Consider the following 22,477-nt stretch of genomic DNA (forward strand, 5'->3'; position numbering starts at 1 on the left):
CAGCAGGCTAGCGCTCGGCGTCGCGACTTGATTTCGTCCGGCGGCTGAAGGATTGTCCCGGCCAGTTCGGCTTGGGGGCAGCGGCATTTCCTACGGTATCGCAATCGCCGGCGCTGGTCCGGCCGGGCTCGCCGCGGCGCTCTATCTCAAGCGCGCCGGCCACCGCGTAACCATCTTCGAGCGCTTCGAGGAACCGAGGCCGGTCGGCTCCGGGCTGATCCTGCAGCCGACTGGGCTGACGGTGCTCGCCGATCTCGGCCTGCTCGACGACATCATGGCGCTGGGCAGCAGGATCGACCGGCTGCATGGCGTCGATGCGTCGAGCGGCCGCACCGTGCTCGATGTCCGCTACGATGCCCAGCGCGGCAACCGTTTCGGCCTGGCGGTACACAGGGCCGCCCTGTTCGGCGTACTCTTTCGCGCTGCCCGGCGCGAGGCGATCCCCATCGAGACCGGCGTCGAAATCGAGGCCCTGGAGACCGGCGAGCGGGCGACGCTGATCCGGGGCAACGGCCGAAGGGAAGGGCCGTTCGATCTAATTGTCGACGCCAGCGGCGCGCGCTCGAAGCTGCGGCGGTGCGCCGGTAGTGCCGAAGCGCCACGGCCACTCACCTATGGCGCGTTCTGGGCATCGCTCGGCTGGCGCGGCGAGGGCTTTGACGAGCACGCGCTTCTGCAGCGCTACGACAAGGCCAGCGTGATGATCGGCGTGCTGCCGATCGGCCGGCCGGAACCGGGTGCCGAAAGGATGGCGGCCTTCTTCTGGAGCCTGAAACCGGCGGATGCCGATGTAGTCCGCAGCCTCGGCATCGATGCCTGGAAGGAGCGGGTGGTGCGGCTGTGGCCGCAGGCCGAGGCGTTCACCAGCCAGATCGACAGTTTCGACCAGCTCTCGCTGGCCCGCTACGGCCATCACACGATGAAGTTTCCGGTTTGCCGGCGGCTGGCCGTGATCGGCGACGCCGCCCATTCGACCAGCCCGCAGCTTGGCCAGGGCGCCAACATGGCGCTACTCGACGCCGCGGCACTTAGCTATGCGCTGGCGCGAGCGGACGGCGTGGAGACAGCGCTGGAAGTCTATGCGCGAGCGCGGCGCCGGCATGTCAGGGTCTTTCAGGCACTGTCGCTGGCGTTCACGCCCTTCTACCAGTCGGATTCGGTGGCGCTGCCCTTCATCCGCGACAGGCTGGTGGCGACGATCGCCAAGATCCCGCCGGCGCCGCGGTTGCTGGCCTCCATGGTCGCCGGCACGGTGATCGATCCGTTCAGGCGGGCTGGGCTTGCCGAAGCGCTATGGCCGGATCGCCTTGCCGAATGAGGCTCGATAGAAATGATCCCTTCGCCCGCAGGAAGGCATGCAGGCGCTGCGGATAGTCCGGCGCCACGGCCTGCCTGATCGACGGACGGTCACTCAACGCACTGCGCCAGGCCTGGACAAGCGGCTTGCCGTCAAGAATACCGAAATCGCCGATCCGATCGAAGGCGTCGAGGTAGCGGAAGACCGGACCGTAAACGGCATCGACGAGGGAAAAGCGGCTGCCAGCGAACCATGGCCCGCTCCGCCCGGCGCCGCCCGGCAGTTCAGCCTCAACACGGTCGAACATCGCCGATAGCGCGCTGGCTTCGGCGAGGAAGCCGGCCTCGCTCGGCGCTGAATAGAACCGGCCGATGGTGTTGAGGATGGCTGAGCCATACTCGATCCAGGCACGGTGCCGGGCGCGTGCATAGGGGTCGGCGGGATGGAGGGGATTGGCCTGCGTTTCCTCGAGGAATTCGAGGATGACCGCGGATTCGAAGATTATCGTCTCGTCGCCATTTTGCCGTACGCACAGCAATGGCACCTTGCCGAGCGGCGAGATCGCCTTGAACCAGTCCGGTTTGTCGGCAAGGTCGATGTCGATCCGCTCGAACGGCACGCCTTTCTCGGCCAGCGAAATCGCGGCGCGCTGGACATAGGGGCAGAGCGGATGGCTGACGAGAACAAGAGTGTCGGCGGGTTTCATAGGAATGTGCCTTTCGATATCGATGCAATTGCATTTATGTAGATGCATGTGCATTGAACGTCAAGCTTGATGCATCTGCATCTATCGCCTAGGGTGGGCCATGACCGAAAAAGCCAAGCCTTCGCCTGAAGCCATCAAGGCCTGGGCCCGCCTGATGCGGGTTTCGCGCCAACTGATGGAACGGGCCGAAGACGCGCTGAAGGAGGGCGGCCTGCCGCCGCTCGCCTGGTACGATGTGCTGCACGAGCTAGCCGAGGCGGGCGAGGGCGGCTTGCGGCCGTTTCAACTGATCGAACGCACCCTGTTCGCGCAGTACAACATCTCGCGGCTATTGGCTCGGCTCGAGGCCGACGGGCTGGTCGAGAAACTGCCGGTGGCCGACGACGGCCGCGGCCAGACCATCCGCGTCACGTCCAAGGGACGGGAGACGCGCCGCCGCATGTGGGCGATCTATGGCAGGTCGATTGAGGAGTTGGTTGGCGCGAAGCTGTCGTCGGATGAGCTGAGCACGGTCTCGGCACTGCTGGGCCGCCTGCGTCATCCGCCTACCGCGGACTGAGCACGCGGATTGCGCGGCTGCGCGGACATAAGCGGATTTTTTCTCCTTTGCCCTTGCGCCGCTCACCGGATTGCGCAATATGCCGAACCGTAACGTACGGTACGGCAGGTCGAATTCACGCCCTGCCTTGTCCTGCCGAGGGAAGAGCGTGTTGCACAGCGTGCCCGACATCGACAACAGCGAGGCGCTGACGGAGCGGCAGCAGGCCGTCCTGGACGCGGCTTTGCGGCTGCTGGTTGAGGAGGGCGATCATCTGACCATGACCGCCGTGGCGCGTCGCGCGAGCTGCTCGAAGGAAACACTCTACAAATGGTTCGGCGATCGCGACGGGCTCTTGACGGCGACCGTGCAGTGGCAGGCCTCGAAAGTGCGGGTGGCTTCGGTCGACGGCAAGGGGCTTGACCTTGCCTCGCTTACGGCGAGCCTGGAGCGCTTTGCCTCCGACTGGTTGAAGGTGATCTCCAGCGATACGTCGATCGCCCTCAATAGGGTGGCGGTCGGACATGCCGGTTCGGGGAAGGACAATCTCGGCGCCGTCGTGCTGGAGAATGGGCGCTTTGCGCTGGCCAAGCGGCTGAAGCCCGTGCTGGAAGCCGGCCGGCAGGCCGGGCTCCTTGAATTTACGGATGCCGAGATGGCCTTCCGTACCTTTTTCGGGCTGGTTGGCCGGGACGTGCAGATCCGCCTGCTGCTCGGCGACCGGCTGGAATTGACTGAAGCGACGATTGGCGGCGATGCCGTCCGCGCGACGCAGCAGTTTCTCGCTCTTTTCGGAGCAAAAACCGGGCCGCAAGGCCTCTGATCTTCAAAAACGGGAAGGAAGACAAAATGCGTGTCTATTACGATCGTGATGCCGATCTCAACCTGATCAAGGGCAAGAAGGTCGCCATCATCGGCTATGGCAGCCAGGGCAGGGCGCATGCGCTCAACCTCAAGGATTCCGGCGCCAAGGAGATCGCGATCGGTCTCAAGGCCGGCTCGGCGACCGCCAAGAAGGTCGAGGCCGACGGGCTCAAGGTGATGAGCGTCGCCGACGCCGCCAAATGGGCCGATCTGATGATGATGGCGACGCCCGACGAATTGCAGGCCGACATCTACAAGAACGAAATCGCGCCGAACATCCGCGACGGCGCCGCGATCGCCTTCGCGCACGGTCTCAACGTGCATTTCGGCCTCATCGAGCCGAAGTCGACCGTCGACGTCGTCATGATCGCGCCAAAGGGCCCGGGCCACACGGTGCGCGGCGAATACCAGAAGGGCGGCGGCGTGCCGTGCCTGGTCGCCGTCAACCAGGACGCCTCGGGCAACGCGCTCGATCTCGCGCTTTCCTACGCCTGCGGCGTTGGCGGCGGCCGTTCGGGCATCATCGAGACCAATTTCCGCGAGGAATGCGAGACCGACCTGTTCGGCGAGCAGGTCGTGCTGTGCGGCGGCCTGGTCGAACTGATCCGCGCCGGCTTCGAGACGCTGGTGGAAGCCGGCTATGCGCCGGAAATGGCCTATTTCGAGTGCCTTCACGAGGTCAAGCTGATCGTCGACCTGATCTATGAAGGCGGCATCGCCAACATGAACTACTCGATCTCGAACACCGCCGAGTGGGGCGAATATGTCTCGGGTCCGCGCATCATCACCGCCGAGACCAAGGCCGAGATGAAGCGCGTGCTGAAGGACATCCAGACGGGAAAGTTCACCTCGGAATGGATGCAGGAATACCGCGCCGGCATGTCCCGCTTCAAGGGCATCCGCCGCAACAACGACAGCCACCAGATCGAGGAAGTCGGCGCCAAGCTGCGCGCCATGATGCCGTGGATTTCCAAGAACAAGCTGGTCGACAAGGCCAAGAACTGAGCGATCCACGCTTCGCGATCAATAACGAAAACGGCGCCACGTGGCGCCGTTTTTCATTTCTGGTATCAGCCGCAGGCAGCTCAGCTATAGGGCGACCAGCACTGCTGGCGCGGGCCGTTATATGGTTGGAACGTGTTGTCGTAGGCGCGATACGAGCGGTAGCGGTTGTAGCACCATTGCACATGCGCGTTCGACAGCCGGCCGGCGCGATAATAGCGGCGCGGTGCCGGCGCATAGTAATCGTAGTTGTTGTAGTTGTTGTACATGCTGCCGAGGCCGAGCCCCAGGCCGAGACCGAGGACCGCCGCAGCGCCATCATCGTAGTAGCGTCCGCCACGATAATGATGGCGGCCATGGCGCCAGCGCCAGTTGTCGCCGCCGTTCCAGTTGCCACCACCATTCCAGTGGCGGCCGCTCCAGTTGCCTCCGCCATTCCAGTGGTGGCCGTTCCAATTGCCTGACCGGCGCCATCTCCAATCGCCGCCGTTGTTGCCGCCAGCCCAGCCCTCGCGGACCGGGATGACCGTCGGCGCGGCGGTGCTGGCCGGGATCGACACATCCGGCTGCAGAATCGGCGCGGCAGCGGATGGCGCCGTGATGCCGGAGACAATACCGAGCGCTATCAGCCCGGATTTGACAGTGGAAGAAAAGAGCGCGTTCATTGCACTTCTCCAAGAGAACAGGCCCCACGCCTACCCTGGGAATGGGCTTACCGTGGACCTTTGCGTCTGAACGGCGGATGAACGGAAAGGTTCCGTCAACCATGGCGCGAAAGCCACCGGGACCAAGGGATCCCTGCTTGTGGTCCTGCGATCTTGTTTTCCGCCGCTCTTGCAGGCAAAGGTCAGCGCATGTCGCTGCGCCTTGCCACCTTCAATGTCGAGAACCTGATGAACAGGTTCGATTTTTCCGGCTTTCGCAACCAGCTCAATGAGGATCGCACGCTGGCGCTCTTCGATATCCAGAGCGAGGCCGAATACAAGATGCTGGAACAGGCGCGCGCCATCGCGCAATCCGACGACACGCGCCAGCTGACGGCGTTGGCGATTGCAGCCGCCCGTGCCGACATCATCTGCATGCAGGAGGTCGACAACATCGAGGCCTTGAAGGCCTTCGAGTACGGCTATCTGTTCAAGATGGTGGGGCAGGGCTACCGCCAGAAATACACCACGTCGGGCAATGATTCGCGCGGCATCGATGTCGCGGTGATGATGCGCAACGAGACCGCGCAGGGACAGCCGATCGAATTCGTGCGCATGACCAGCCACGCCTATGTCACCTACGAGCAGTTCGGGTTGCATACGCCCGAGCTGGCGGCCCTCGGCAACCAGCCCAATGAACGCATCTTCCGGCGCGACTGCCTGGAGGTCGACATCAAGGTGGGCGGCGCGCCGATGACGCTCTATCTCGTGCACTTCAAGTCCATGGGCTCTCCCCGCAACGGGCTCGACGGACGCGAGGCGACAATGCCGGTGCGCATCGCGGAGGCGCAGGCCGTGCGGCGCATCATCGAGGAGCGTTTCGGGGCGGAGCACGCGGCCGACAAGCGCTGGGCGATCTGCGGCGACATGAACGATTACCGCCAGCGGGTGAAGATCGCCGGCGATGAGGTCGACGGCTACCGTTTCGAGGTGGTCGACGAGAACCTGTCCTGCATCAATGTGCTGACGGCGGGCGGCTTCTGTGAAAATGTGGTCGAGCGGCGGCCGGAAATGAACCGCTGGACCTTCTATCACACACGCGGGCCGCAAGAGCGGCATCTGTGCCAGCTCGACTATATCCTGCTGTCGAAGGGGCTGGCGGCGAAGAACGCCACCGCAGTTCCCGACATCATCCGCAATGGCCAGCCCTGGCGCACGATCTTTCCCGCGGGCCAGGAAGTCGAGCGCTTCCCGCGCGCCGGCTGGGACCGGCCCAAGGCTTCGGACCACTGCCCGGTGGCGATCACGCTGGACATGGCCTGAGCCGACATGAATTTTGATCTTCCGCGCAATGTCATCCTGCCGGTCGATGCCATCGATGTCCGTCTCGATCCCGGCCCGCATCCCTTCGCGGTGGAGAATGCCGCGGCGATTGCCGAGAACTGGCGCCGCGAGATCGCTGCCAATCCGGCGCTGTTCGACGGCATTGTGGTGCTGCTTTCCGAGCTTGCCTATCGCGACCGCAGCCTTATCGGCCGCTGCCATGCGGTCAATTACTCGACCTTCATGCTGTGGCGGAAGCGGCGCGAGAATTCCGGCGCCGAACACGCCTATGCCCATGCCGTGCTGGTGGCCGGGGACAACGCTCTGGTGGCGATCCGCATGGGACCGCGAACCGTCAGTGCCGGCCGGGTCTATTTCGCCGCCGGTTCGTTCGAGCCGATCGATTTCCGCGACGGTCTCGTCGATGTCGATTTCAACATGATGCGCGAGGTGCGCGAGGAGACCGGCATCGACCTGTCGAACGCCAGGCGTGGTGTGCGCTGGCACGCCCTGTCGACGGCAAGCGGCACCGTCATCTTCCGCCGCTATCACGTCGACGCGCCCGCCAATGAGATCGCGCGCCAAATCTTGGCCTTCGTCGCCACCGAAGCCGACCCGGAGATCGAGGGGCCGGTGATCATCCGCCATGCCGGCGACCTGCCGGACGGCCTGTCGCCGCACATGAAGCCGCTGATCGAGTGGCATTTCGCGCGCGCAGACTAATATCGGTGCGTACCAGTTGTATCTGATAGCAGATTTCTATGCTGATAGCAGTGACATCATTGCAGATTGGAATGATATCGATGAGCGCCGTCACGATCCGCAATTTGCCAGAGGAGACGCTCCGCGCCTTGAAGGTGCGGGCTGCGCATCATGGCCGCAGCACTGAGGCCGAAATGCGTGAGATCCTGGAAACGGCCGTGCGGCCGGCCAATCGGGTCAAGCTCGGTTCGCTGCTCGCCGCCATCGGCCGCGAGGCCGGATTGTCGCAAGAGGATGTCGATACCTTGCAGCAGCTCCGCGACAAAACACCGGGCGAGCCGGTGCGGTTCGAATGATCCTCATCGACACCAGCGTCATGTCTGAGCCATGGAGACCTGCACCCGATCCTCGCGTCATCGCGTGGATCGACGCCCAGGGCCGTCGAAACCCTATATCTTTCGGCCGTCACAGTGGCTGAGTTGCGTTTCGGGATCGCGGCCATGCCTTCCGGCAAGCGCCGCACGATCCTGCATGATCGTCTTGAGCAGGACGCGTTGCCGTTGTTTGCGGGCCGCATTCTGCCGTTCGACCTCGACGCGTCGCGCGCCTATGCCGATCTCATGGTACAGGCGAGAGCCGCAGGCAAGGCGATCGGCAACGCCGACGGTTATATCGCGGCGACCGCCGTAGCGCACGGTCTCACTGTCGCCACACGTGACACCGGTCCATTCGCGGCCGCCGGTTTGAACACCGTCAATCCGTGGGAAAGCGCGTCGTAGCCTTGCCTGCCACTGAAACCGTACGTCGGTGCCGCGACCATGTCGTGGAGCGGCCAGGCCCTATGATGTCTTGCTTGTGAGTGCCTTGCGGTCGTTGCGCGCGGCGACGAAGAACAGGATGAAGCCGATACCCAGCAACCCACCCATGGCCATTCCCATCGTCTGGCCAACGACCGCCTGGAAATCGGCGGTGACGCGATCGGGATTGGTCATGCCGTAGCGGGCGAGATACCACCAGATGCCTGCAAGGGCGGCCTCGATGATGATCATCACCAGGATCACGCGCGCCTTCTTGCTCATCTGCTGCTCCTCGACCAGATATGCCTTGGCATAGCATCGCCAACCCAGTGACGACAGGGTTGGGCAAGGCGGAAACGTCGAAGGTTGTGTAAAACCGGCCCGGAGTGCCGGGCGCCCTCGCAGCTTGCCCTTTTACTCGTGACGCAAGGCGTCGATCGGATCGAGCCTGGCGCCGCGCAGCGCCGGGAAGAAGCCGAACACCATGCCGATCAGCGCGGAGAAGCCGACGGCAAGCAGAATGACGGCCGGGCTTGGCGCGAAAGGTATGGTCAGCGTCACCGAGGCAAGGCCGGCCAGCGCCAGCCCAATCAGGATGCCGATGATGCCGCCAAGCAGCGACAGCACGGTCGCCTCGACCAGGAACTGGATGAGGATGTGCTTTTCATGCGCGCCGATGGCGAGCCTGATGCCGATCTCGCGCGTGCGCTCAGTGACCGACACCAGCATGATGTTCATGATGCCGATGCCGCCGACCAGCAGGCTGACACCGGCGACCGCGCCCAGCATGCCGGTCATCGTCGTGGTGGCGCTGGCCATGGCGTCGGCGATCTGGGTCATGTCGCGGATGCCGAAATCGCTCTCGCGATCGGGCGTGATGCGGCGCGCATCGCGCAAGATGTCCTCGACGCGCGGCTGCAATTCGGTGGTCGGCGTGCGGTCGTCGGCGGCGATGTAGATGTTGTCGATGTCGCGATTGCCGGCGATGCGGCGCTGATAGGCGGCGAGGGGCATCAGCACGACATTGTCCTGGTCCTGGCCGAAGCCGGTGTAGCCTTTCGGCTCGAGCAGCCCGACGATCCTGCAGGAGGTGCGGTTGACGCGGATGATCTCGCCCTCGGGATCGCCGGCGCCGAAGAATTGCTGGCGCACCGTCTCGCCGATCAGGCACACACCGGTGCCGGAGCGAGTTTCGGAATCGCTGAACGGCCGGCCGGACACCAGCTTCCAGTCGCGTGCGTCGAGATAGGCGCTGTCGGTGCCGGTGACGCCAGAGGTCAGGCTCTCGGTGCCGAAGATGACGCGCACCTGCTTCTGCGCGGCCGGCGAGATGGCGCGCGCGCCGGTGAGATGCGCAACCAGCGCCGCCAGATCCTTTTCCGCCAGCGGCCGCACCGCCTGGTCGAGCCCGCCCGGACCGCCGGGGCCGGCCGGGCGCCCGGCTCGGACGACCAGCAGATTGCTGCCGAGCTTGGAAATGTCGGACTTGACCTTTTGCGTGGTGCCGGAGCCGATGGTCAGCATGGCAATGACGGCGGCGACGCCGATGACGATGCCGAGCAAGGTCAGGAACGAGCGCAGCACGTTGCGGCGGATCGAGCGCAGCGAGAGGCGGACGGTTTCCCAGATCATGCCATCTCCATATTCATGGTGTCGGAGGCGACATGGCCGTCGAGGAAGCGGATGGTACGCTCGGCATATTCGGCGACATCGGCTTCGTGGGTGACCATGGTGACGGTCAGGCCAAGCTCTTTGTTCAGACGCGTCAGCAGCTCCATGATCTCATGCGTGCGTGCGGTGTCGAGATTGCCGGTCGGCTCGTCGGCGACGAGCAGCGTCGGCCTGGTGACGATGGCGCGTGCGATCGCCACGCGCTGCTGCTGGCCGCCGGAGAGTTCGGCCGGCGTGTGATGCTCGCGGCCGACAAGGCCGACCTCGGCCAGCGCCTGCATGGCAAGGTCGCGGCGCTCGCGGGCGGCGACACCACGATAGATCAGCGGCAGTTCCACATTTTCGGCCGCGGTGGTGCGGGCCAAGAGATTGTAGCCCTGGAAGACGAAGCCGACATAGAGGTTGCGCAGCATGGCGCGGCGGTTGCGGTCGAGCCGGCCGGCATCGACGCCCATGAAGGAATAGGTTCCGGCCGTCGGCGTGTCGAGGCAACCGATGATGTTCATCGCCGTCGACTTGCCGGAGCCCGATGGGCCCATGATGGCGACGAATTCACCGCGCCGGATGGCAAGGTCGACTCCGGCCAGCGCATGCACCTTGGCTTCGCCCTGGCCGTAGCTCTTCCAGACCTTGTCGAAGGTGATGAGGGGGGCGCCCGCGGCCACTGCCTCAGCTCCGCGACTGCGAAGCGGTGATGATCTGCGCGCCTTCCTCCAGGCCGGAGGTGATCTCGGTCAGTTCGCCATCGGTCGAACCGATCTTGACGTTGACCGGATGCGGGCGGCCGTTCTCCAGCACATAGAGCGTGCGGGAACCATCGGTCGGGGCCTTCGCCACCGGGCGCTGGCGATTGCCGCGGCCCATGCGGCCGGTGAACAGGTCGCTCAGGCTCCAGCCGCGCGCCGCTTGCTGCGCCGGGCGATAGCGGAAAGCGGACGAGGGCACGGTGAGCACGCCCTTGGCTTCCCTCGTGACCACAGAAACGGTGGCGGTCATGCCGGGCCGCAGCAGCAACTCGTTGTTGTCGACTTCGAGCCGCGCATTGTAGGTGACGACGCCGTCCGTCGTGACCGAGGCATAGGAGATGTCGCGGATTTTGGCATCGAACGGCCGCTCCGGGAAAGCGTCGACGGTGAAACGGGCATACTGGCCCGACTTGACCGCGCCGATATCGGCTTCGTCGACCGCCGCCACCAGTTCCATGTTCCTCAAATCGGCGGCGATGATGAACAGCACCGGCGCCTGCAGCGAGGAAGCGACCGTCTGGCCGGGGTCGACCGAACGCGTCAGCACGATGCCGTCGATCGGCGCGTAGATGGTGCTGTTGGCAAGGTCGGTCTGCTGCGACTTGAGATCGGCATTGGCGATGGCGAGATTGGCCTCGGCGCTATCGAGTGCCGCCTTGGAACGGTCGCGCGTCGCCGTCGCCGCCTCGAGCGACTGGTCGGTTGCCATGCCACGCTTGGTCAGGGCCGCGGCGCGGACAAGCGCACTCTCGTTCTCGGCGAGCGTCACCCTGGCGTCCTCCACATTGGCGGCCGCTCCCTTAGCGGACGCTTCGGCGCGTTCGATCTGGACCTGCAGCTTGGCGGTGTCGAGGGCCGCCAGCACGTCACCCTTCTTCACCTGCTGGTTCTCGTTGACCGCGACCGAGCGTATGATGCCTGAGAGCTGGCTTGATATGTCGACCTGGGTGAGCGGCTGCAGCGTGCCTGTCGCCGACACCTGGACGGTGAGGTCGGCCTTGGCGGCCGGCACCGTGGTGTAGTCAATCCTGGTCGGCGTGCCCGCATACCATTGATAGAGGCCAAGGCCGGCGGCAAGCACGATGAGGGTCAGCAACGCATAGAGCCAGCCACGCCGGCGCGTCCTGCGCCGCCCGGTCTGGTCGAGCCCAAGCGCCGTCTCGATGGCGGAATCCGATTCCGTCTTTGGCAGATTGACAATCTGGTCCACGTCGGACCCCTATGATGCGTAATGTCCCTGTCTGTGCACAGATCAGGCTTACCGGTTCGAATATCAAATTAAATTTCGCCCATGTTGGGATTGAGGCAGGGATGCAAACCCGGAATTACTTGCTTTACGATGTGTTTACGACCGAGCGACTGGCCGGCAACCCGCTGGCGGTGGTGTTGGATTGCAAAGGTCTGGACACGGCAGCGATGCAGGCCATCGCGCGCGAGTTCAACCTGTCCGAATCGGTTTTCGTGTTGCCGCCGGACAATCCCAAGCACCGCAACCGCATCCGCATCTTCACGCCCGACTATGAAATGCCATTCGCCGGCCATCCGACGGTGGGCTCGGCCATCGCGCTGGCCGAACTGGCGGGCGAGGGCGGCGCCGGCATCTTCGTGCTTGAAGAGAACATCGGCCCGGTGCGTTGCGCGGTCAGCACGCATGATGGCGCCACCTTCGCCGAGTTCGACCTGGCGAAATTGCCGGAGCCGCTGAAGCTGGAGGCCGATCCGGAGGCGATCGGCGCCGCCCTTGGCCTGGCGCCGCACGAGATCGGCTTCGAGAATCACCGCATCGCCTTCTGGTCGGCCGGCGTGCCCTATGTGACCATTCCTGTCGCCAATCTCGAAGCGGCGGGCCGCATCCGGCTGGACAACCAGGCGTGGTCGGAACTGGCGCCGCGCAAGAGCGAATGGGCCTTCGCCAGCCCGTATGTCTATTGCCGCGAAACGGTGAACCACGAAAGCGCTTTCCATGTCCGCATGATCGTTCCCGGCACGCCTTCCTATGAGGACCCGGCGACCGGTTCGGCGGCGGCGGCCTTCGCCGGCGCCATCATGCATTTCGACGGCTCGACGGACGGGGTTTCGCAGCTATGGATCGAACAGGGACTGGAGATGGGCCGGCCGTCGCGCATCCGCCTCGAACTAACCGTGCAAGGCGGAAAACTGGCGTCCGCGCGCATTGGCGGGCATGCGATCAAGGTGGCGGAAGGCAAGCTTTTCGCCTGATTGGAGAGAGCCCCGGTCGATTTGTCGGGAAATGATTCCAGCAGGGCTGGACAGGACCGGTATCGGCGGCTATATGCCCGCCAACGCCGGTTTTTGCCGGCCGAGTGGGTGCGTAGCTCAGTTGGTAGAGCAGCTGACTCTTAATCAGCGGGTCCACAGTTCAATCCTGTGCGCACCCACCAAATTCCTAGAAGACTTGGTGGAAAGACCCTGAAGGCAAGAGGCGTTTGGCGCGTCTCGCACCGCAATGGCCGTTCACTGCGCCGCTTTGCCAATACTGGCCTTGAACTTGACCTTCATGGCGATCTGCCCGGTCACCGTCATCTGCGATCCCGCAGCGCCTCCCATGCTGCGATCCCTGGCGTTGACGTTCGTGGTCACGCTGGTTACTCGCACGTGTCGGCGACGTATCGAGCACCATGGCGCAACTGGCGGCAGCGACCTTGTAGAACGAACGCAGCGCGGCTTGCTGCTGTGTGGCGACATCCTCTTCGTCCTTGACAGGAAGGGTCATGGTCAGGCTGGACTGGACCTTGGCCAGTCCATCGTCGCCCGCGTGCCGGAAGCGGCCATTCTCATCGACATACTGCGAAAAAGCTGGCGCAGCAGTGCCGAAAAGCAGTGCAATGGCAGGTATCGCCTTCAAATACATCGCCTGATCTCCACATGAGATCCACTGATCTCATGTAACAATCAGAACGACGTTATTATTTTGGCTCAATCACGTTAAAAGTTTGACGGATTATTTCTCCGAAACCCCAGCCTCGGCAAAGCTTGCCATTCCTGCATGGCATTCCAGCGCCGAGCGCACGATGTTGACGGCGAGGCATGCGCCGGAGCCTTCGCCGAGCCGCATGCCGAGATCGAGCAGCGGCGGCAGGGCGAGCGCTTCGAGCAGGCCGCGGTGACCCGATTCGGCGGAGACGTGGGCGGCAATCGTATGGGCAAGGCCGGTTGGGTGCAGCTTCGCCAGCGGCGCGGCGGCGGCGGTGCAGACGAAGCCGTCGAGCAGCACGGGTATGCCGAGATGACGGGCGGCCAGCGTGGCGCCGAAGATGGCGGCGAGTTCGCGCCCGCCGAGCGCGGCAGCGATGCCCAGCGGATCGGCGAGGGCCGCGGCGTGGCGCTTCAGGCCGGCTTCGATGGCGACCACCTTGCGCCTCAGGCCGGCGTCGTCGACGCCGGTGCCGCGCCCGGTCCACTTTTCGGCGCCGCCGCCGAACAAGGCAGCCGAAATGGCGGCGGCGGGCGTGGTGTTGCCGATGCCCATTTCGCCAAAGCAGACCAGGTCGAGGTCTTTCGTCACGGCGTCATAACCCGCCGAGACAGCGGCGAGGAAGGCCTTCTCATCCATTGCCGGCACTTGCGTGAAGTCACCGGTGGGATGGTCGAGATCAAGCGGGATGACGTCGAGTTCCGCGCCGGCGATGCGGGCGAGCTGGTTGATGGCGGCACCGCCGCCGGCAAAATTCGCCACCATCTGCACGGTGACTTCGGAGGGGTAGGCCGACACGCCCTGCGCGGTGACGCCGTGGTTGCCGGCGAAGACGAAGACTTTCACGCGGTCGAGCCTTGGCATGTCGCGGCCTTGCCAGCGCGCCAGCCAGGCGGCGATCGCTTCGAGCTTGCCGAGGCTGCCTTGCGGCTTGGTCAGCGTGTCCTGGCGGCGAGCGACGGCACTGGCGGCCACCTCGCTGCCGGCAGGCAGGTCGAGGCAGGCGGCGCGCAGTTCAGCGAGGGATTTGAAGGGCATGGGGGCAACGTCTCCGGAAGGGAATCAGGTCAAGGGGTCAGGAAAGGGCGACGGAAGCGACGAGAAGCACCGCGATTTCGCTCAACTGCTGCAAGGCGCCAACCGTGTCGCCGGTCTGGCCCTCGATCTGGTTGAGGCAAAGGGCGTGGAAGGCGGCAAAGAACAGGCCGAGCAGGATGAGCGCGGCAATGGCGCCGCCAAGCCCGAGCAGGAACAGTGGTATCGCGCCGAGCACGGCTCCGGTTATTGCCGTTTCGAGCGAAACGGTGCCGGCGCCAGCCGACAGGCCGTCGGACCGCGCCGGTGGCAAGAGATGCATGAAGGCGCCGAGCACGCCACGCGAGGCTGCGTGCGCCGCCACGAGCGCAAACAGAGCCTGTGTGGGTTCCACCACTTGCGACAGCGCGCTCCAGCGGATCAGCAGCGACAGCGCCAGCGCCATGGCGCCATAAGCGCCGATGCGGCTGTCGCGCATGATCTCGAGCTTGCGGCCGCGCGACTTGCCGCCGCCGAAGCCGTCGGCAACGTCCGACAATCCATCCTCGTGCAGGCAGCCCGTGATAGCCACGGTTGCAACAAGGGCAAGGGCAGCCGCCGGCCCAATGGCAAGGCCAAAGCGTTCCGCCGTGGCAAAAACGATGGCGCCGATCAGGCCCACGACAAGGCCGGCAATGGGGGCGGCCCAGATCGCGGCGGCGAGGTTGCGGCCGCGAAAATCAAACACGGGCAGCGGCAGGCGGGTGAAGAAGACCAGGCAAAGCGCGATGTCGTCGAGGACTTGCCGGGGCGACAGGGTGATTTTCGGGAGCTTCATGGCCCTAGCTCCTCGCAATCGCATGAAAGAAGGTGCCGCTGACGTGGCCGCGCCGGTAGCCTGAGGCGCCGAGCGGATTGCCCTGGCCGTCGGCAAGGTCAGCCAGCGGCTCGTCATTGCCGGTGGCCGTCATCTGCGCATAGTGGAATTCGTGACCCCGGATCAGCGCGCCCTGCGAACCCAGCGGGCAATCGGCACGCAGCCGAGCCTCGCGGTAGCCAAGATTCATCTTGCGCCTGGCGAAGCTGGTGGAATGGCCGAGCAGGCCGAGCATGCGATGCGTTTCGCCTGATGCATCCTCCATCGCTTCACCAAGCACCATGAAGCCACCGCATTCGCCATGGATCGGCTTTGTCGTGGCGAAACGTGCCATCCCCGCATGGAAATTCGCGGCGGCCGTGAGTTTGCCGGCATGAAGCTCGGGATAGCCGCCGGGCAGCCAGCAAACATCGCAATCCTCGTCCGGCGCTTCGTCGGCGAGCGGCGAGAACGGGACGATTTCCGCGCCGGCCTTGCGCCAATAGGCGGCGACATGCGGGTAGAGGAAGGTGAAGGCGGCATCCTCGGCAAGCGCGATGCGTTGACCGGGCGGCCGCAGCGCGTCGGCGAAGGAACCTGCTGCCGGGGCGAAGGGCGTTGCCAGGGCCATGACCGCGTCGAGGTCGAGCGACTTCTCCGCCGTCTCGGCGAGCCGGTCGAGATGCGCCATCAGGTCGTCATATTCGCCGGCCTGGACGAGGCCGAGATGGCGCTCGGGCAAATTGAGCGAGGGGTCGCGCAAAATAGCGCCGACGACGGGCAGGCCGATCGCCTCGATGGCGTCGCCGGACAGCTTCCGATGGCGCTCGCTGCCCAGCCGGTTGAGCACGACGCCGGCCATGCGCACATCCGGGTCGTACGTGGCAAAACCCTTGGCGACGGCCGCCGCCGTTGTCGACTGGCCTGACACGTCGAGCACCAGCAGCACCGGCAGACCGTAGAGCCGGGCCAGATCGGCAGCCGAACCGGTGCGGCCAGGCGAGGCCGGGATGCCGTCGAACAGGCCCATGGCGCTTTCGAGGATGACGAAATCGGTGTCGTCGGCCGCTTGTGCGGCCAGCGCATTGAGCAGCGGCGGCGACATCGCCCAGCTGTCGAGATTGACGCCGGACAGGCCGGTGGCGGCGGTATGGAAGCCGGGGTCGATATAGTCGGGGCCGGACTTGGCGCCGCGCACTTTCAGGCCACGCCGGGTGAGTGCGCGCAGGATGCCGATGGTGACGCTGGTCTTGCCCGAACCAGAGCGCGGCGCGCCGATGATGATCGCCCGGGCCGTCATGCCCCGCCCGCCAGCGCCGCGCGCATGGCGACGATGCCGCCGACGACGATCAATGCCGGCGAGGCGAGCCCGGCCGCCGCCGCTGCCTCGGCAATGGTGGCGAGCGTGGCGACGACGGTCCTTTCCCGCGGCGTCGTCGCGGCGACGATCACGGCCGCCGGTGTCGATGGCGCCAGTCCGCCGTCGAGCAGGGCGGCTGCTATGAGAGGCAGATTGGCCATGCCCATGTAGACGACGACCGGCTGGCCGGTGCGGGCGATCGCCGCCCAGTCGAGATCGTCATCGGTGCCGGCGGCGTGGCCGGTCGCCAGAATGACAGCCTTGTTGATGCCGCGCATGGTGGCGGGAATGCCGGTGGCGGCGAGCGCGCTGAGACCCGAGGTCAGGCCTGGCAGGACGCGGAACGGGATGTTCTCACGCGCCAGCGCCAGCGCCTCTTCGCCGCCACGGCCGAAAATATAGGGATCGCCGCCCTTCAGCCTGATGACGCGGCGGCCTTCACGCGCCAGCCGCACCAGCAGAGCGGTGATGTCATCCTGCTTCATCGAGGGCTTGCCGCCGCGTTTTCCCGCAAAGAAAAGCTCGGCATTTCCGGCAACAGCAACCACATCGGGCGAAACCAGCGCGTCGTAGACCAGCGCATCCGCCTCGGCCAGTGCCGCCAGCACCTCCAGCGTCAGGCAGCCGGGATCGCCGGGACCGGCGCCGGCCAGCCAGACATGCCCCGGCTCAAGCGGACGCGGCTTGAAGTTCAGCCGTGCGAGCGCCTGTTCGAGTGTGGCGTTTTCGCCGTTATTTCCAGTGCTGGCGCTCACAATCCGTCCCGTCCGCGAAAACGCCGCTGATAGTGGGCGTCGTATAATGAACTCTCGCCGAAATCTTGTGCCGCCAGCGAGCGGCCGACGAAGATGATGGCCGTGCGCTCCATCGGATCGGCCGCCAGTTGTGCCTCGATGGATTCCAGCGTGCCGGTCATCACGCGCTGGTCCGGCCAGGAGGCGCGGAAGACGATCGCCACCGGGCAATCGCCGCCATAGTGCGGCGTCAGCTCGGCGACGACGCGGTCGATGGCGTGGATGGCAAGGTGGATGGCCAGCGTGGCGCCGGTGCGGCCGAAGCCGGCCAGGGTTTCGCCCGGCGGCATTTTCGACGCACGTCCGGAAACGCGGGTCAGCACCAGGCTTTGCGCGACTTCGGGGATGGTCAGCTCGCGGCGAAGTGCGGCGGCGGCGGCCGCGAAGGAAGGGACGCCCGGCGTCAGCGTGTAGGGGATGCCATGCTTTTCCAGCCGGCGGATCTGCTCGGCCACGGCACTCCACACCGACAGGTCGCCGGAATGCAGGCGGGCAACATCATGGCCGGCCATTTGGGCTGCCACATATTCAGCCTCGATCTCGTCGAGCGACATCGGCGCGGTGTCGACCAGCTTCGTTCCCGGCGCGCAATGCTGCAGCAGTTCCGGCGCGACGATGGAGCCGGCGTGGAGGCAGACCGGGCAACTCGCCAGGAGCCTTGCGCCACGCAGCGTGATGAGGTCCGCCGCACCTGGGCCGGCGCCGATGAAATGGACGGTCATGGCGCGTCTCCGCTGATGGCGATGGCGCAGGTGACCGGACCGAGCACGGTGCGGGACCCAAGCAGCGTCGCGCTTTTGCCGGCGACGGCAAGGGCGGAGGCTTCCGAGACCGATGGCGTGCCCGCCAGCTTCCGCGAGAGACTGGAGCTGCTGAGCGTACCCGGCGAGGCGGCCTGTAGGGCTGAGTCATCAACGACAATGACGGGGAGGTTCAGCTTGCGACCGGCGGCAACGATGGCGTCTTCATCCTTCTTGAGCGCAGCGGTGGCCAGTGCCGAAAGAGCCGTCATCGCCAGGCCATGCGCTTCGAGCGCGGTTTCTATGGCCGCGAGCACGTCCTCGACGGTGACGCCCCTTCGGCTGCCGATGCCCGCGACCATCATGGCTTCACCCAGCTCCATTGCGTGACGGGCATGGCCGGCCGCCATGCCTGCATGGAGCCGACCGGCGAAGCGCGGGAGATGCCGATGCGGGTGAGGTCGCCGCCGCGCTTTGTGTGCTGGGCGAGGAGCAGGGCTTCCATTTCTAACGTCACCGCGTTGGCGACAAGACGGCCGCCGGCGCGCAAGGCTCTGATGGCGGCATTCATGACGCCGGCGTCGCTGCCGCCGCCGCCGATGAAGATGGCATCAGGTGTCTCCAGTCTGGCCAGGGCCTTGGGCGCGCTGCCTTCCACAATGACGAGGCCGGGAACGCCGCAGGCGACGGCGTTGTGGGCGATGCGAGCGGCGCGGGACGGGTCGACCTCGATGGCGATGGCGCGCAGCGAAGGGTGGGCGAGCATCCATTCGATGCCGATCGAGCCCGAGCCGGCGCCGACATCCCACAGCAATTCGCCGCGCCTCGGCGCCAGCGCCGACAGGGTGATAGCGCGGATTTCGCGCTTGGTGATCTGGCCGTCATGCTCGAACAGATGGTCGGCGAGGCCTGCCGTGAGCGACAGCACGCGCGCCTGCGGGGCCGAATCAATTTCGATGGCCAGGACATTTAGCGGATTGATGTTTTCGAGGTCGAAGGCATCGGCGCGAACCGAGCGCAATGTCTCCTTCGGCCCGCCCAACGCTTCCAGCACCGTCAGCCGCGAAGTGCCGAAGTCGAGTTCGGCGAGCAGGCGGGCAACCGCCGCCGGAGCGAAGCCATCGGATGTCAGCGCCAGGATGCGGGCGTTGGGCTGCAGCAGTGGGCGGATCAGGTCGATCGGGTGGCCGTGCAGTGAGACGGTCTCGATATCCTGTAGCGCCCAGCCAAGCCGCGCCGCGGCCAGCGACAACGCCGACGGCGCTGGTATGACGTGCATCTCGCGCGGCTTGACCTTGCGGGCGAGGGTGGCGCCGACCCCGTGGAAGAACGGGTCGCCGGAGGCGAGCACGCAGACGTTCCTACCGGCAAGGGCCAGGACGTCGGCCATCCCGGCATCGAAAGGAACCGGCCAGGGACGCGGCTTGCCCTTGGCGAAGGAAGCGACGAGCGCCAAGTGCCGCTTGCCGCCGAAGATGAACTCCGCCTCGGCGATCCGCCGCTTGGCCTCGTCGCCGAGACCCGCTAAACCGTCCTCACCGATGCCGACGATTGTGAGCCATCTCGGGTTGGGCTTGGCGGCGCGGGGACCCTCAGCAGGCATGATGACCCACCGCATTCTGATCCTCGGCGGCACCACCGAAGCCCGGCAACTGGCCGGAAAACTGGCGGCGCGCGCCGATTGCTCGGTCACGCTGTCGCTGGCCGGCCGTACGGAAAACCCCGTCGCGCAGGGCGTACCCGTGCGAAGTGGAGGATTCGGGGGTGCCGACGGTTTGGCCGCTTACCTCAGGGAGAAAGGCACTGGTCTGCTGATCGACGCCACGCATCCCTACGCGGCGCGTATCTCCGTCAATGCCGCGCAAGCGGCACGCGCCACTGGCGTGCCGATCCTTGCCTTGCGGCGTCCGGGCTGGGATGTCGTCCAGGGCGATCGCTGGCTTGAGGTGGACAGCGTTGCCGGGGCGGCACGGGCGCTTGGACCGGCGCCACGCCGTGTATTTCTGGCGCCGGGCCGGCAGGAGGTCGCCGCCTTCGAGGCTGCGCCCCAGCACCACTACCTCATCCGCAGCGTCGATCCGGTCGAGCCGAAGCTGGTTGTGCCCGATGCCGACTATCTGCTCGCGCGGGGGCCATTTGGCGAGACCGACGAGCGCGTGCTGCTCGAAAAGCATCGTATCGATGTCGTGGTGTCGAAGAACAGCGGCGGCACGGCGACATACGGGAAGATTGCCGCGGCGCGAACGCTCGGCATCGAGGTGATCATGGTGCGCAGGCCCGTCCTGCCGGATGTGCCCTCGGCTGACACAGTCGAAGCGCTGGCCGCGATGGTCCGTCATTTCGTCGAGCCCGATGCCGAGCGCGGCGTGTAGACCAGCGCCGGCTTTTCGCCGCGCCTGATGATCCGGGTCTCCGGCGAGCCGATGATGATGCAGGTCGCCATGTCGGCCTTTTCTGCGTCGACATCGGCCAGCAGATAGACCTCGATGCGCTCGTCGGGCCGGCCGGCGGCGCGGCCGAAGATCACCGGCGTCGTGCCGGGCAGGATGGCGGCCAGGCATTCGAAGGCGCGGCCAAGCTGCCAGGGACGCGCCTTGCTGATCGGATTGTAGAGCGCGATGACGAAGCCGGCGCCGGCCGCCGCCAGAAGACGCAGTTCGATCAGATCCCAAGGCTTTAGATTGTCGGACAGCGAGATAGCGCAGAAGTCGTGGCCAAGCGGCGCGCCGATGCGGGCGGCGACCGCGAGCATGGCGGTGACGCCGGGCACGACAGCGACATCGACCGCGCGCCATTCGGCCGGACCGGCCTCGATGGCCTCGCAGACCGCTGCGGCCATGGCGAAGACGCCGGGATCGCCGCCCGACACCACGGCGACGTCGTGACCCTCGGCGGCCTTGGTCAAGGCATCCTTGGAGCGGGCGAGTTCCTCGCGGTTGTCGGAAGCGACACGGGTCTGGTCCGGGCGCAGGTCGAGCCGGTCGAGATATGGCTTGTAGCCGTAGAAGAATTTGGCCTCGACGATAGCGCGGCTGGCTTGCGGCGTGACCTGGTCGGCATTGCCGGGCCCAAGGCCGATGACGGTGAGACGGCCGCTCATATCTGGGCTCCAGCCGCGCCCGGTCGACCGGACCAGCCGGCAACCAGCACGATGGCGAAGTAGGGCGCCTTGTCGTCCGGCTTGTCGGCAAGTTTCATCGAGACGCTCCCGGCCATCGTGCCGCGCTCGACATAGATGGCGCGCGTCAGCCTGCCGGTCGCCTCAAGCGCGCGCCTGATCTTGGGCAGGTTGCGGCCGACCTTCATGATGACGGCGGCGTCGGTGTCGGCGAGGCGGCGCGTCAGCTCGAACTCGCTCATCGTGCCGGGCAGCACGGTCAGCACGTCGTCGCCCTGGACGATCGGCACACCGGTCTGCGACCAGCAACCGGACATTGCGGTGACGCCGGGGATGACCTCGGTGGGGAAACGATGGGCAAGGCGGACATGCAGATGCATGTAGGAGCCGTAGAACAGGGGATCGCCTTCGGACAGCACGGCAACCACCCTGCCGGCGTCGAGGTGCTCGGCGACCTGTTCCGCCGACTCCTCGTAGAAACCCGTGATCTGCGAGCGGTAATCGTCGTGATCTTTGTCGATCTCGGTGGTCACGGGATAGAGCAGCGGCAGTTCCAGCATGTCGGGCCGGAAGCGCGCCTCAACGATGGCGCGCGCATTGCTGTTGTTGCCGCGTTTGGCGAAATACGCCACGACATCGGCCTCGGCCAGCACCCGCGCGGCCTTCAGCGTCAACAATTCTGGGTCGCCGGGACCGGTGCCGACACCAACGAGACGGCCTTTGGGGAGCGCGTTCACAGACCCGGCCTCGCCAGTGAATTGAGCGCGGCGGCGGTCATGGCGCTGCCTCCAAGCCTGCCGCGCACGATGGCATAGGGCACGCCATAGGAATTCTCGGCCAGTGCGTCCTTGGATTCGGCAGCGCCGACGAAGCCGACCGGCATGCCGATAATGGCCGCCGGCTTCGGCGCGCCATCGCGCAACTTCTCCAGGAGATAAAAGAGCGCGGTCGGTGCGTTGCCGATGGCGACCACCGAACCGGCGATGCGCTCGCCCCAGAGGTCGATGGCGGCCGCCGAGCGGGTATTGCCGATCTGCCTCGCGATGTCGTGCGTGCGCGGGTCGCGCAAGGTGCAGATCACCTCATTGCCGGCCGGCAGCCGGGCGCGGGTGACGCCATGCGAGACCATTTCGGCGTCGCAGAAGATCGGCGCGCCGGCGGCAAGGGCTTTGCGCGCGGCGCTGACGAAGTCGGGGGAGAAAACGAAATGACTTGCTGCCTCGACCTGGCCGCAGGCATGGATCATGCGGATGGCGACATCGGCCTCGGCCTCGGAAAAGCGCGAGAGATCGGCCTCGGCGCGGATGATGGCGAAGGAGCGCTCGTAGATCGCCGTGCCGTCGTGGATATAGTCGTAGGCGGCCATGCTC

Annotated in this window: 26 protein-coding genes, 1 tRNA gene and 1 pseudogene; 11 read left to right on the plus strand and 17 right to left on the minus strand. The window is 65.7% G+C overall.

The window, feature by feature from the left end:
• Positions 1-52 precede the first annotated feature (52 nt).
• The gene (locus tag FJ950_RS05815) at positions 53-1,318 is read left to right on the plus strand and encodes an NAD(P)/FAD-dependent oxidoreductase (protein WP_140615766.1); all 1,266 of its coding nucleotides are present in this window, start codon (positions 53-55) and stop codon (positions 1,316-1,318) included.
• Here FJ950_RS05815 and FJ950_RS05820 read toward each other — a convergent pair.
• A complete protein-coding gene (locus FJ950_RS05820) occupies positions 1,266-2,003 on the minus strand; it encodes a glutathione S-transferase family protein (RefSeq protein ID WP_140615768.1) in 738 nt (245 codons plus the stop codon). The two genes, FJ950_RS05815 and FJ950_RS05820, sit on opposite strands and share 53 nt — an antisense overlap.
• A gap of 100 nt (positions 2,004-2,103) precedes the next feature.
• On the opposite strand from FJ950_RS05820, the gene FJ950_RS05825 reads away from it, so the two are divergent.
• The 3 genes from FJ950_RS05825 (at position 2,104) to ilvC (ending at position 4,410) form a co-directional block, all read left to right on the plus strand.
• The gene (locus FJ950_RS05825; protein ID WP_140615770.1) at positions 2,104-2,562 is read left to right on the plus strand and encodes a MarR family winged helix-turn-helix transcriptional regulator; all 459 of its coding nucleotides are present in this window, start codon (positions 2,104-2,106) and stop codon (positions 2,560-2,562) included.
• Positions 2,563-2,710: 148 nt separating this feature from the next.
• Positions 2,711-3,364 carry a TetR/AcrR family transcriptional regulator gene (locus tag FJ950_RS05830; protein WP_181171083.1) on the plus strand — a complete coding sequence of 218 codons (654 nt, stop codon included), beginning with the start codon at positions 2,711-2,713 and terminating at the stop codon, positions 3,362-3,364.
• 26 nt (positions 3,365-3,390) lie between these two features.
• Entirely contained in the window at positions 3,391-4,410 is a 1,020-nt protein-coding gene (gene ilvC / locus FJ950_RS05835; protein WP_013531065.1) for a ketol-acid reductoisomerase, read from the plus strand.
• 80 nt (positions 4,411-4,490) lie between these two features.
• Here ilvC and FJ950_RS05840 read toward each other — a convergent pair whose 3' ends face one another.
• Positions 4,491-5,072 (minus strand): BA14K family protein, encoded by a 582-nt coding sequence (locus FJ950_RS05840; RefSeq protein ID WP_140615774.1) that lies wholly within the window; start codon positions 5,070-5,072, stop codon positions 4,491-4,493.
• A gap of 189 nt (positions 5,073-5,261) precedes the next feature.
• Between FJ950_RS05840 and FJ950_RS05845 the strand changes: the two genes are divergently transcribed.
• The 4 genes and pseudogenes from FJ950_RS05845 (at position 5,262) to FJ950_RS05860 (ending at position 7,855) form a co-directional block, all read left to right on the plus strand.
• Positions 5,262-6,374, plus strand: a complete 1,113-nt coding sequence (locus FJ950_RS05845; RefSeq protein ID WP_015317313.1) for an endonuclease/exonuclease/phosphatase family protein — start codon at positions 5,262-5,264, stop codon at positions 6,372-6,374.
• 6 nt (positions 6,375-6,380) lie between these two features.
• On the plus strand, positions 6,381-7,097 hold the full coding sequence (locus FJ950_RS05850) for a hypothetical protein (RefSeq protein WP_140615776.1): 717 nt from the start codon (positions 6,381-6,383) through the stop codon (positions 7,095-7,097).
• Positions 7,098-7,177: 80 nt separating this feature from the next.
• A complete protein-coding gene (locus FJ950_RS05855) occupies positions 7,178-7,432 on the plus strand; it encodes a plasmid stabilization protein (protein WP_140615778.1) in 255 nt (84 codons plus the stop codon).
• Positions 7,429-7,855, plus strand: a pseudogene (locus FJ950_RS05860) (type II toxin-antitoxin system VapC family toxin). The gene FJ950_RS05855 and the pseudogene FJ950_RS05860 overlap by 4 nt, the downstream one beginning before the upstream one ends.
• Before the next feature lie 60 nt (positions 7,856-7,915).
• On the opposite strand, the gene FJ950_RS05865 reads toward FJ950_RS05860, so the two are convergent.
• The 4 genes from FJ950_RS05865 to FJ950_RS05880 all read right to left on the minus strand — a co-directional run bounded on the left by FJ950_RS05865 (position 7,916) and on the right by FJ950_RS05880 (position 11,500).
• Positions 7,916-8,155 (minus strand): hypothetical protein, encoded by a 240-nt coding sequence (locus tag FJ950_RS05865; RefSeq protein ID WP_140615780.1) that lies wholly within the window; start codon positions 8,153-8,155, stop codon positions 7,916-7,918.
• Between the two features lie 132 nt (positions 8,156-8,287).
• Positions 8,288-9,505, minus strand: a complete 1,218-nt coding sequence (locus FJ950_RS05870; protein ID WP_140615782.1) for an ABC transporter permease — start codon at positions 9,503-9,505, stop codon at positions 8,288-8,290.
• The gene (locus FJ950_RS05875) at positions 9,502-10,209 is read right to left on the minus strand and encodes an ABC transporter ATP-binding protein (protein ID WP_015317319.1); all 708 of its coding nucleotides are present in this window, start codon (positions 10,207-10,209) and stop codon (positions 9,502-9,504) included. The genes FJ950_RS05870 and FJ950_RS05875 overlap by 4 nt, the downstream gene beginning before the upstream one ends.
• A gap of 4 nt (positions 10,210-10,213) precedes the next feature.
• Positions 10,214-11,500 (minus strand): efflux RND transporter periplasmic adaptor subunit, encoded by a 1,287-nt coding sequence (locus FJ950_RS05880; protein WP_140615784.1) that lies wholly within the window; start codon positions 11,498-11,500, stop codon positions 10,214-10,216.
• A gap of 101 nt (positions 11,501-11,601) precedes the next feature.
• Here FJ950_RS05880 and FJ950_RS05885 point away from each other — a divergent pair, with 101 nt between their 5' ends.
• Positions 11,602-12,510 carry a PhzF family phenazine biosynthesis protein gene (locus FJ950_RS05885; RefSeq protein ID WP_140615786.1) on the plus strand — a complete coding sequence of 303 codons (909 nt, stop codon included), beginning with the start codon at positions 11,602-11,604 and terminating at the stop codon, positions 12,508-12,510.
• A gap of 106 nt (positions 12,511-12,616) precedes the next feature.
• A tRNA-Lys gene (locus FJ950_RS05890) sits at positions 12,617-12,692 on the plus strand.
• Between the two features lie 5 nt (positions 12,693-12,697).
• Here the strand turns inward: FJ950_RS05890 and FJ950_RS05895 are convergent.
• The 8 genes from FJ950_RS05895 to cbiE all read right to left on the minus strand — a co-directional run bounded on the left by FJ950_RS05895 (position 12,698) and on the right by cbiE (position 19,592).
• Positions 12,698-13,162: a hypothetical protein gene (locus tag FJ950_RS05895; RefSeq protein WP_140615787.1), complete on the minus strand. Its 465-nt coding sequence runs from the start codon at positions 13,160-13,162 to the stop codon at positions 12,698-12,700.
• 90 nt (positions 13,163-13,252) lie between these two features.
• Positions 13,253-14,263: a nicotinate-nucleotide--dimethylbenzimidazole phosphoribosyltransferase gene (gene cobT, locus FJ950_RS05900; protein ID WP_140615789.1), complete on the minus strand. Its 1,011-nt coding sequence runs from the start codon at positions 14,261-14,263 to the stop codon at positions 13,253-13,255.
• A 37-nt stretch (positions 14,264-14,300) separates the two neighbouring features.
• Positions 14,301-15,077, minus strand: a complete 777-nt coding sequence (gene cobS, locus FJ950_RS05905; protein ID WP_140615791.1) for an adenosylcobinamide-GDP ribazoletransferase — start codon at positions 15,075-15,077, stop codon at positions 14,301-14,303.
• A 4-nt stretch (positions 15,078-15,081) separates the two neighbouring features.
• A complete protein-coding gene (locus tag FJ950_RS05910) occupies positions 15,082-16,395 on the minus strand; it encodes a cobyrinate a,c-diamide synthase (RefSeq protein WP_140615793.1) in 1,314 nt (437 codons plus the stop codon).
• Positions 16,392-17,210 (minus strand): uroporphyrinogen-III C-methyltransferase, encoded by an 819-nt coding sequence (cobA, locus tag FJ950_RS05915; RefSeq protein WP_015317325.1) that lies wholly within the window; start codon positions 17,208-17,210, stop codon positions 16,392-16,394. The genes FJ950_RS05910 and cobA overlap by 4 nt, the downstream gene beginning before the upstream one ends.
• The gene (cobM, locus tag FJ950_RS05920) at positions 17,207-17,971 is read right to left on the minus strand and encodes a precorrin-4 C(11)-methyltransferase (protein ID WP_015317326.1); all 765 of its coding nucleotides are present in this window, start codon (positions 17,969-17,971) and stop codon (positions 17,207-17,209) included. Before cobM ends, cobA begins: the two co-directional genes overlap by 4 nt.
• Positions 17,968-18,354: a cobalamin biosynthesis protein gene (locus FJ950_RS05925; RefSeq protein WP_015317327.1), complete on the minus strand. Its 387-nt coding sequence runs from the start codon at positions 18,352-18,354 to the stop codon at positions 17,968-17,970. Before FJ950_RS05925 ends, cobM begins: the two co-directional genes overlap by 4 nt.
• Positions 18,351-19,592 carry a precorrin-6y C5,15-methyltransferase (decarboxylating) subunit CbiE gene (gene cbiE, locus FJ950_RS05930; protein WP_140615795.1) on the minus strand — a complete coding sequence of 414 codons (1,242 nt, stop codon included), beginning with the start codon at positions 19,590-19,592 and terminating at the stop codon, positions 18,351-18,353. The genes FJ950_RS05925 and cbiE overlap by 4 nt, the downstream gene beginning before the upstream one ends.
• Position 19,593: 1 nt before the next feature.
• Between cbiE and FJ950_RS05935 the strand changes: the two genes are divergently transcribed.
• Entirely contained in the window at positions 19,594-20,361 is a 768-nt protein-coding gene (locus FJ950_RS05935) for a cobalt-precorrin-6A reductase (protein ID WP_140615797.1), read from the plus strand.
• Here the strand turns inward: FJ950_RS05935 and FJ950_RS05940 are convergent.
• Genes FJ950_RS05940 through FJ950_RS05950 form a run of 3 tightly spaced genes read right to left on the minus strand, consistent with a single transcriptional unit; the run spans position 20,325 to position 22,473 of the window.
• Positions 20,325-21,089 carry a precorrin-3B C(17)-methyltransferase gene (locus FJ950_RS05940; RefSeq protein WP_140615799.1) on the minus strand — a complete coding sequence of 255 codons (765 nt, stop codon included), beginning with the start codon at positions 21,087-21,089 and terminating at the stop codon, positions 20,325-20,327. The two genes, FJ950_RS05935 and FJ950_RS05940, sit on opposite strands and share 37 nt — an antisense overlap.
• Complete coding sequence (locus FJ950_RS05945; RefSeq protein WP_140615801.1) at positions 21,086-21,844, minus strand: precorrin-2 C(20)-methyltransferase; 759 nt, start codon at positions 21,842-21,844, stop codon at positions 21,086-21,088. Before FJ950_RS05945 ends, FJ950_RS05940 begins: the two co-directional genes overlap by 4 nt.
• On the minus strand, positions 21,841-22,473 hold the full coding sequence (locus FJ950_RS05950; RefSeq protein ID WP_140615803.1) for a precorrin-8X methylmutase: 633 nt from the start codon (positions 22,471-22,473) through the stop codon (positions 21,841-21,843). Before FJ950_RS05950 ends, FJ950_RS05945 begins: the two co-directional genes overlap by 4 nt.
• Positions 22,474-22,477 lie beyond the last annotated feature (4 nt).

This window comes from Mesorhizobium sp. B2-3-14 (assembly GCF_006442175.1).
Lineage (GTDB): Bacteria > Pseudomonadota > Alphaproteobacteria > Rhizobiales > Rhizobiaceae > Mesorhizobium > Mesorhizobium australicum.

Excerpts from the sequence above, each read along its gene's own strand:
- FJ950_RS05910 (WP_140615793.1), bottom strand. The coding sequence starts at position 16,395 with ATGACGGCCCGGGCGATCATCATCGGCGCGCCGCGCTCTGGTTCGGGC.
- FJ950_RS05845 (WP_015317313.1), top strand. The coding sequence starts at position 5,262 with ATGTCGCTGCGCCTTGCCACCTTCAATGTCGAGAACCTGATGAACAGG.
- FJ950_RS05865 (WP_140615780.1), bottom strand. The coding sequence starts at position 8,155 with ATGAGCAAGAAGGCGCGCGTGATCCTGGTGATGATCATCATCGAGGCC.
- FJ950_RS05870 (WP_140615782.1), bottom strand. The coding sequence starts at position 9,505 with ATGATCTGGGAAACCGTCCGCCTCTCGCTGCGCTCGATCCGCCGCAAC.
- FJ950_RS05840 (WP_140615774.1), bottom strand. The coding sequence starts at position 5,072 with ATGAACGCGCTCTTTTCTTCCACTGTCAAATCCGGGCTGATAGCGCTC.
- cobS (WP_140615791.1), bottom strand. The coding sequence starts at position 15,077 with ATGAAGCTCCCGAAAATCACCCTGTCGCCCCGGCAAGTCCTCGACGAC.
- FJ950_RS05855 (WP_140615778.1), top strand. The coding sequence starts at position 7,178 with ATGAGCGCCGTCACGATCCGCAATTTGCCAGAGGAGACGCTCCGCGCC.
- FJ950_RS05950 (WP_140615803.1), bottom strand. The coding sequence starts at position 22,473 with ATGGCCGCCTACGACTATATCCACGACGGCACGGCGATCTACGAGCGC.
- FJ950_RS05820 (WP_140615768.1), bottom strand. The coding sequence starts at position 2,003 with ATGAAACCCGCCGACACTCTTGTTCTCGTCAGCCATCCGCTCTGCCCC.
- FJ950_RS05935 (WP_140615797.1), top strand. The coding sequence starts at position 19,594 with ATGACCCACCGCATTCTGATCCTCGGCGGCACCACCGAAGCCCGGCAA.
- ilvC (WP_013531065.1), top strand. The coding sequence starts at position 3,391 with ATGCGTGTCTATTACGATCGTGATGCCGATCTCAACCTGATCAAGGGC.
- cbiE (WP_140615795.1), bottom strand. The coding sequence starts at position 19,592 with ATGCCTGCTGAGGGTCCCCGCGCCGCCAAGCCCAACCCGAGATGGCTC.
- FJ950_RS05940 (WP_140615799.1), bottom strand. The coding sequence starts at position 21,089 with ATGAGCGGCCGTCTCACCGTCATCGGCCTTGGGCCCGGCAATGCCGAC.
- cobM (WP_015317326.1), bottom strand. The coding sequence starts at position 17,971 with ATGACCGTCCATTTCATCGGCGCCGGCCCAGGTGCGGCGGACCTCATC.
- FJ950_RS05895 (WP_140615787.1), bottom strand. The coding sequence starts at position 13,162 with ATGTATTTGAAGGCGATACCTGCCATTGCACTGCTTTTCGGCACTGCT.
- cobT (WP_140615789.1), bottom strand. The coding sequence starts at position 14,263 with ATGCCCTTCAAATCCCTCGCTGAACTGCGCGCCGCCTGCCTCGACCTG.
- FJ950_RS05825 (WP_140615770.1), top strand. The coding sequence starts at position 2,104 with ATGACCGAAAAAGCCAAGCCTTCGCCTGAAGCCATCAAGGCCTGGGCC.
- FJ950_RS05925 (WP_015317327.1), bottom strand. The coding sequence starts at position 18,354 with ATGATGGTCGCGGGCATCGGCAGCCGAAGGGGCGTCACCGTCGAGGAC.
- FJ950_RS05850 (WP_140615776.1), top strand. The coding sequence starts at position 6,381 with ATGAATTTTGATCTTCCGCGCAATGTCATCCTGCCGGTCGATGCCATC.
- FJ950_RS05885 (WP_140615786.1), top strand. The coding sequence starts at position 11,602 with ATGCAAACCCGGAATTACTTGCTTTACGATGTGTTTACGACCGAGCGA.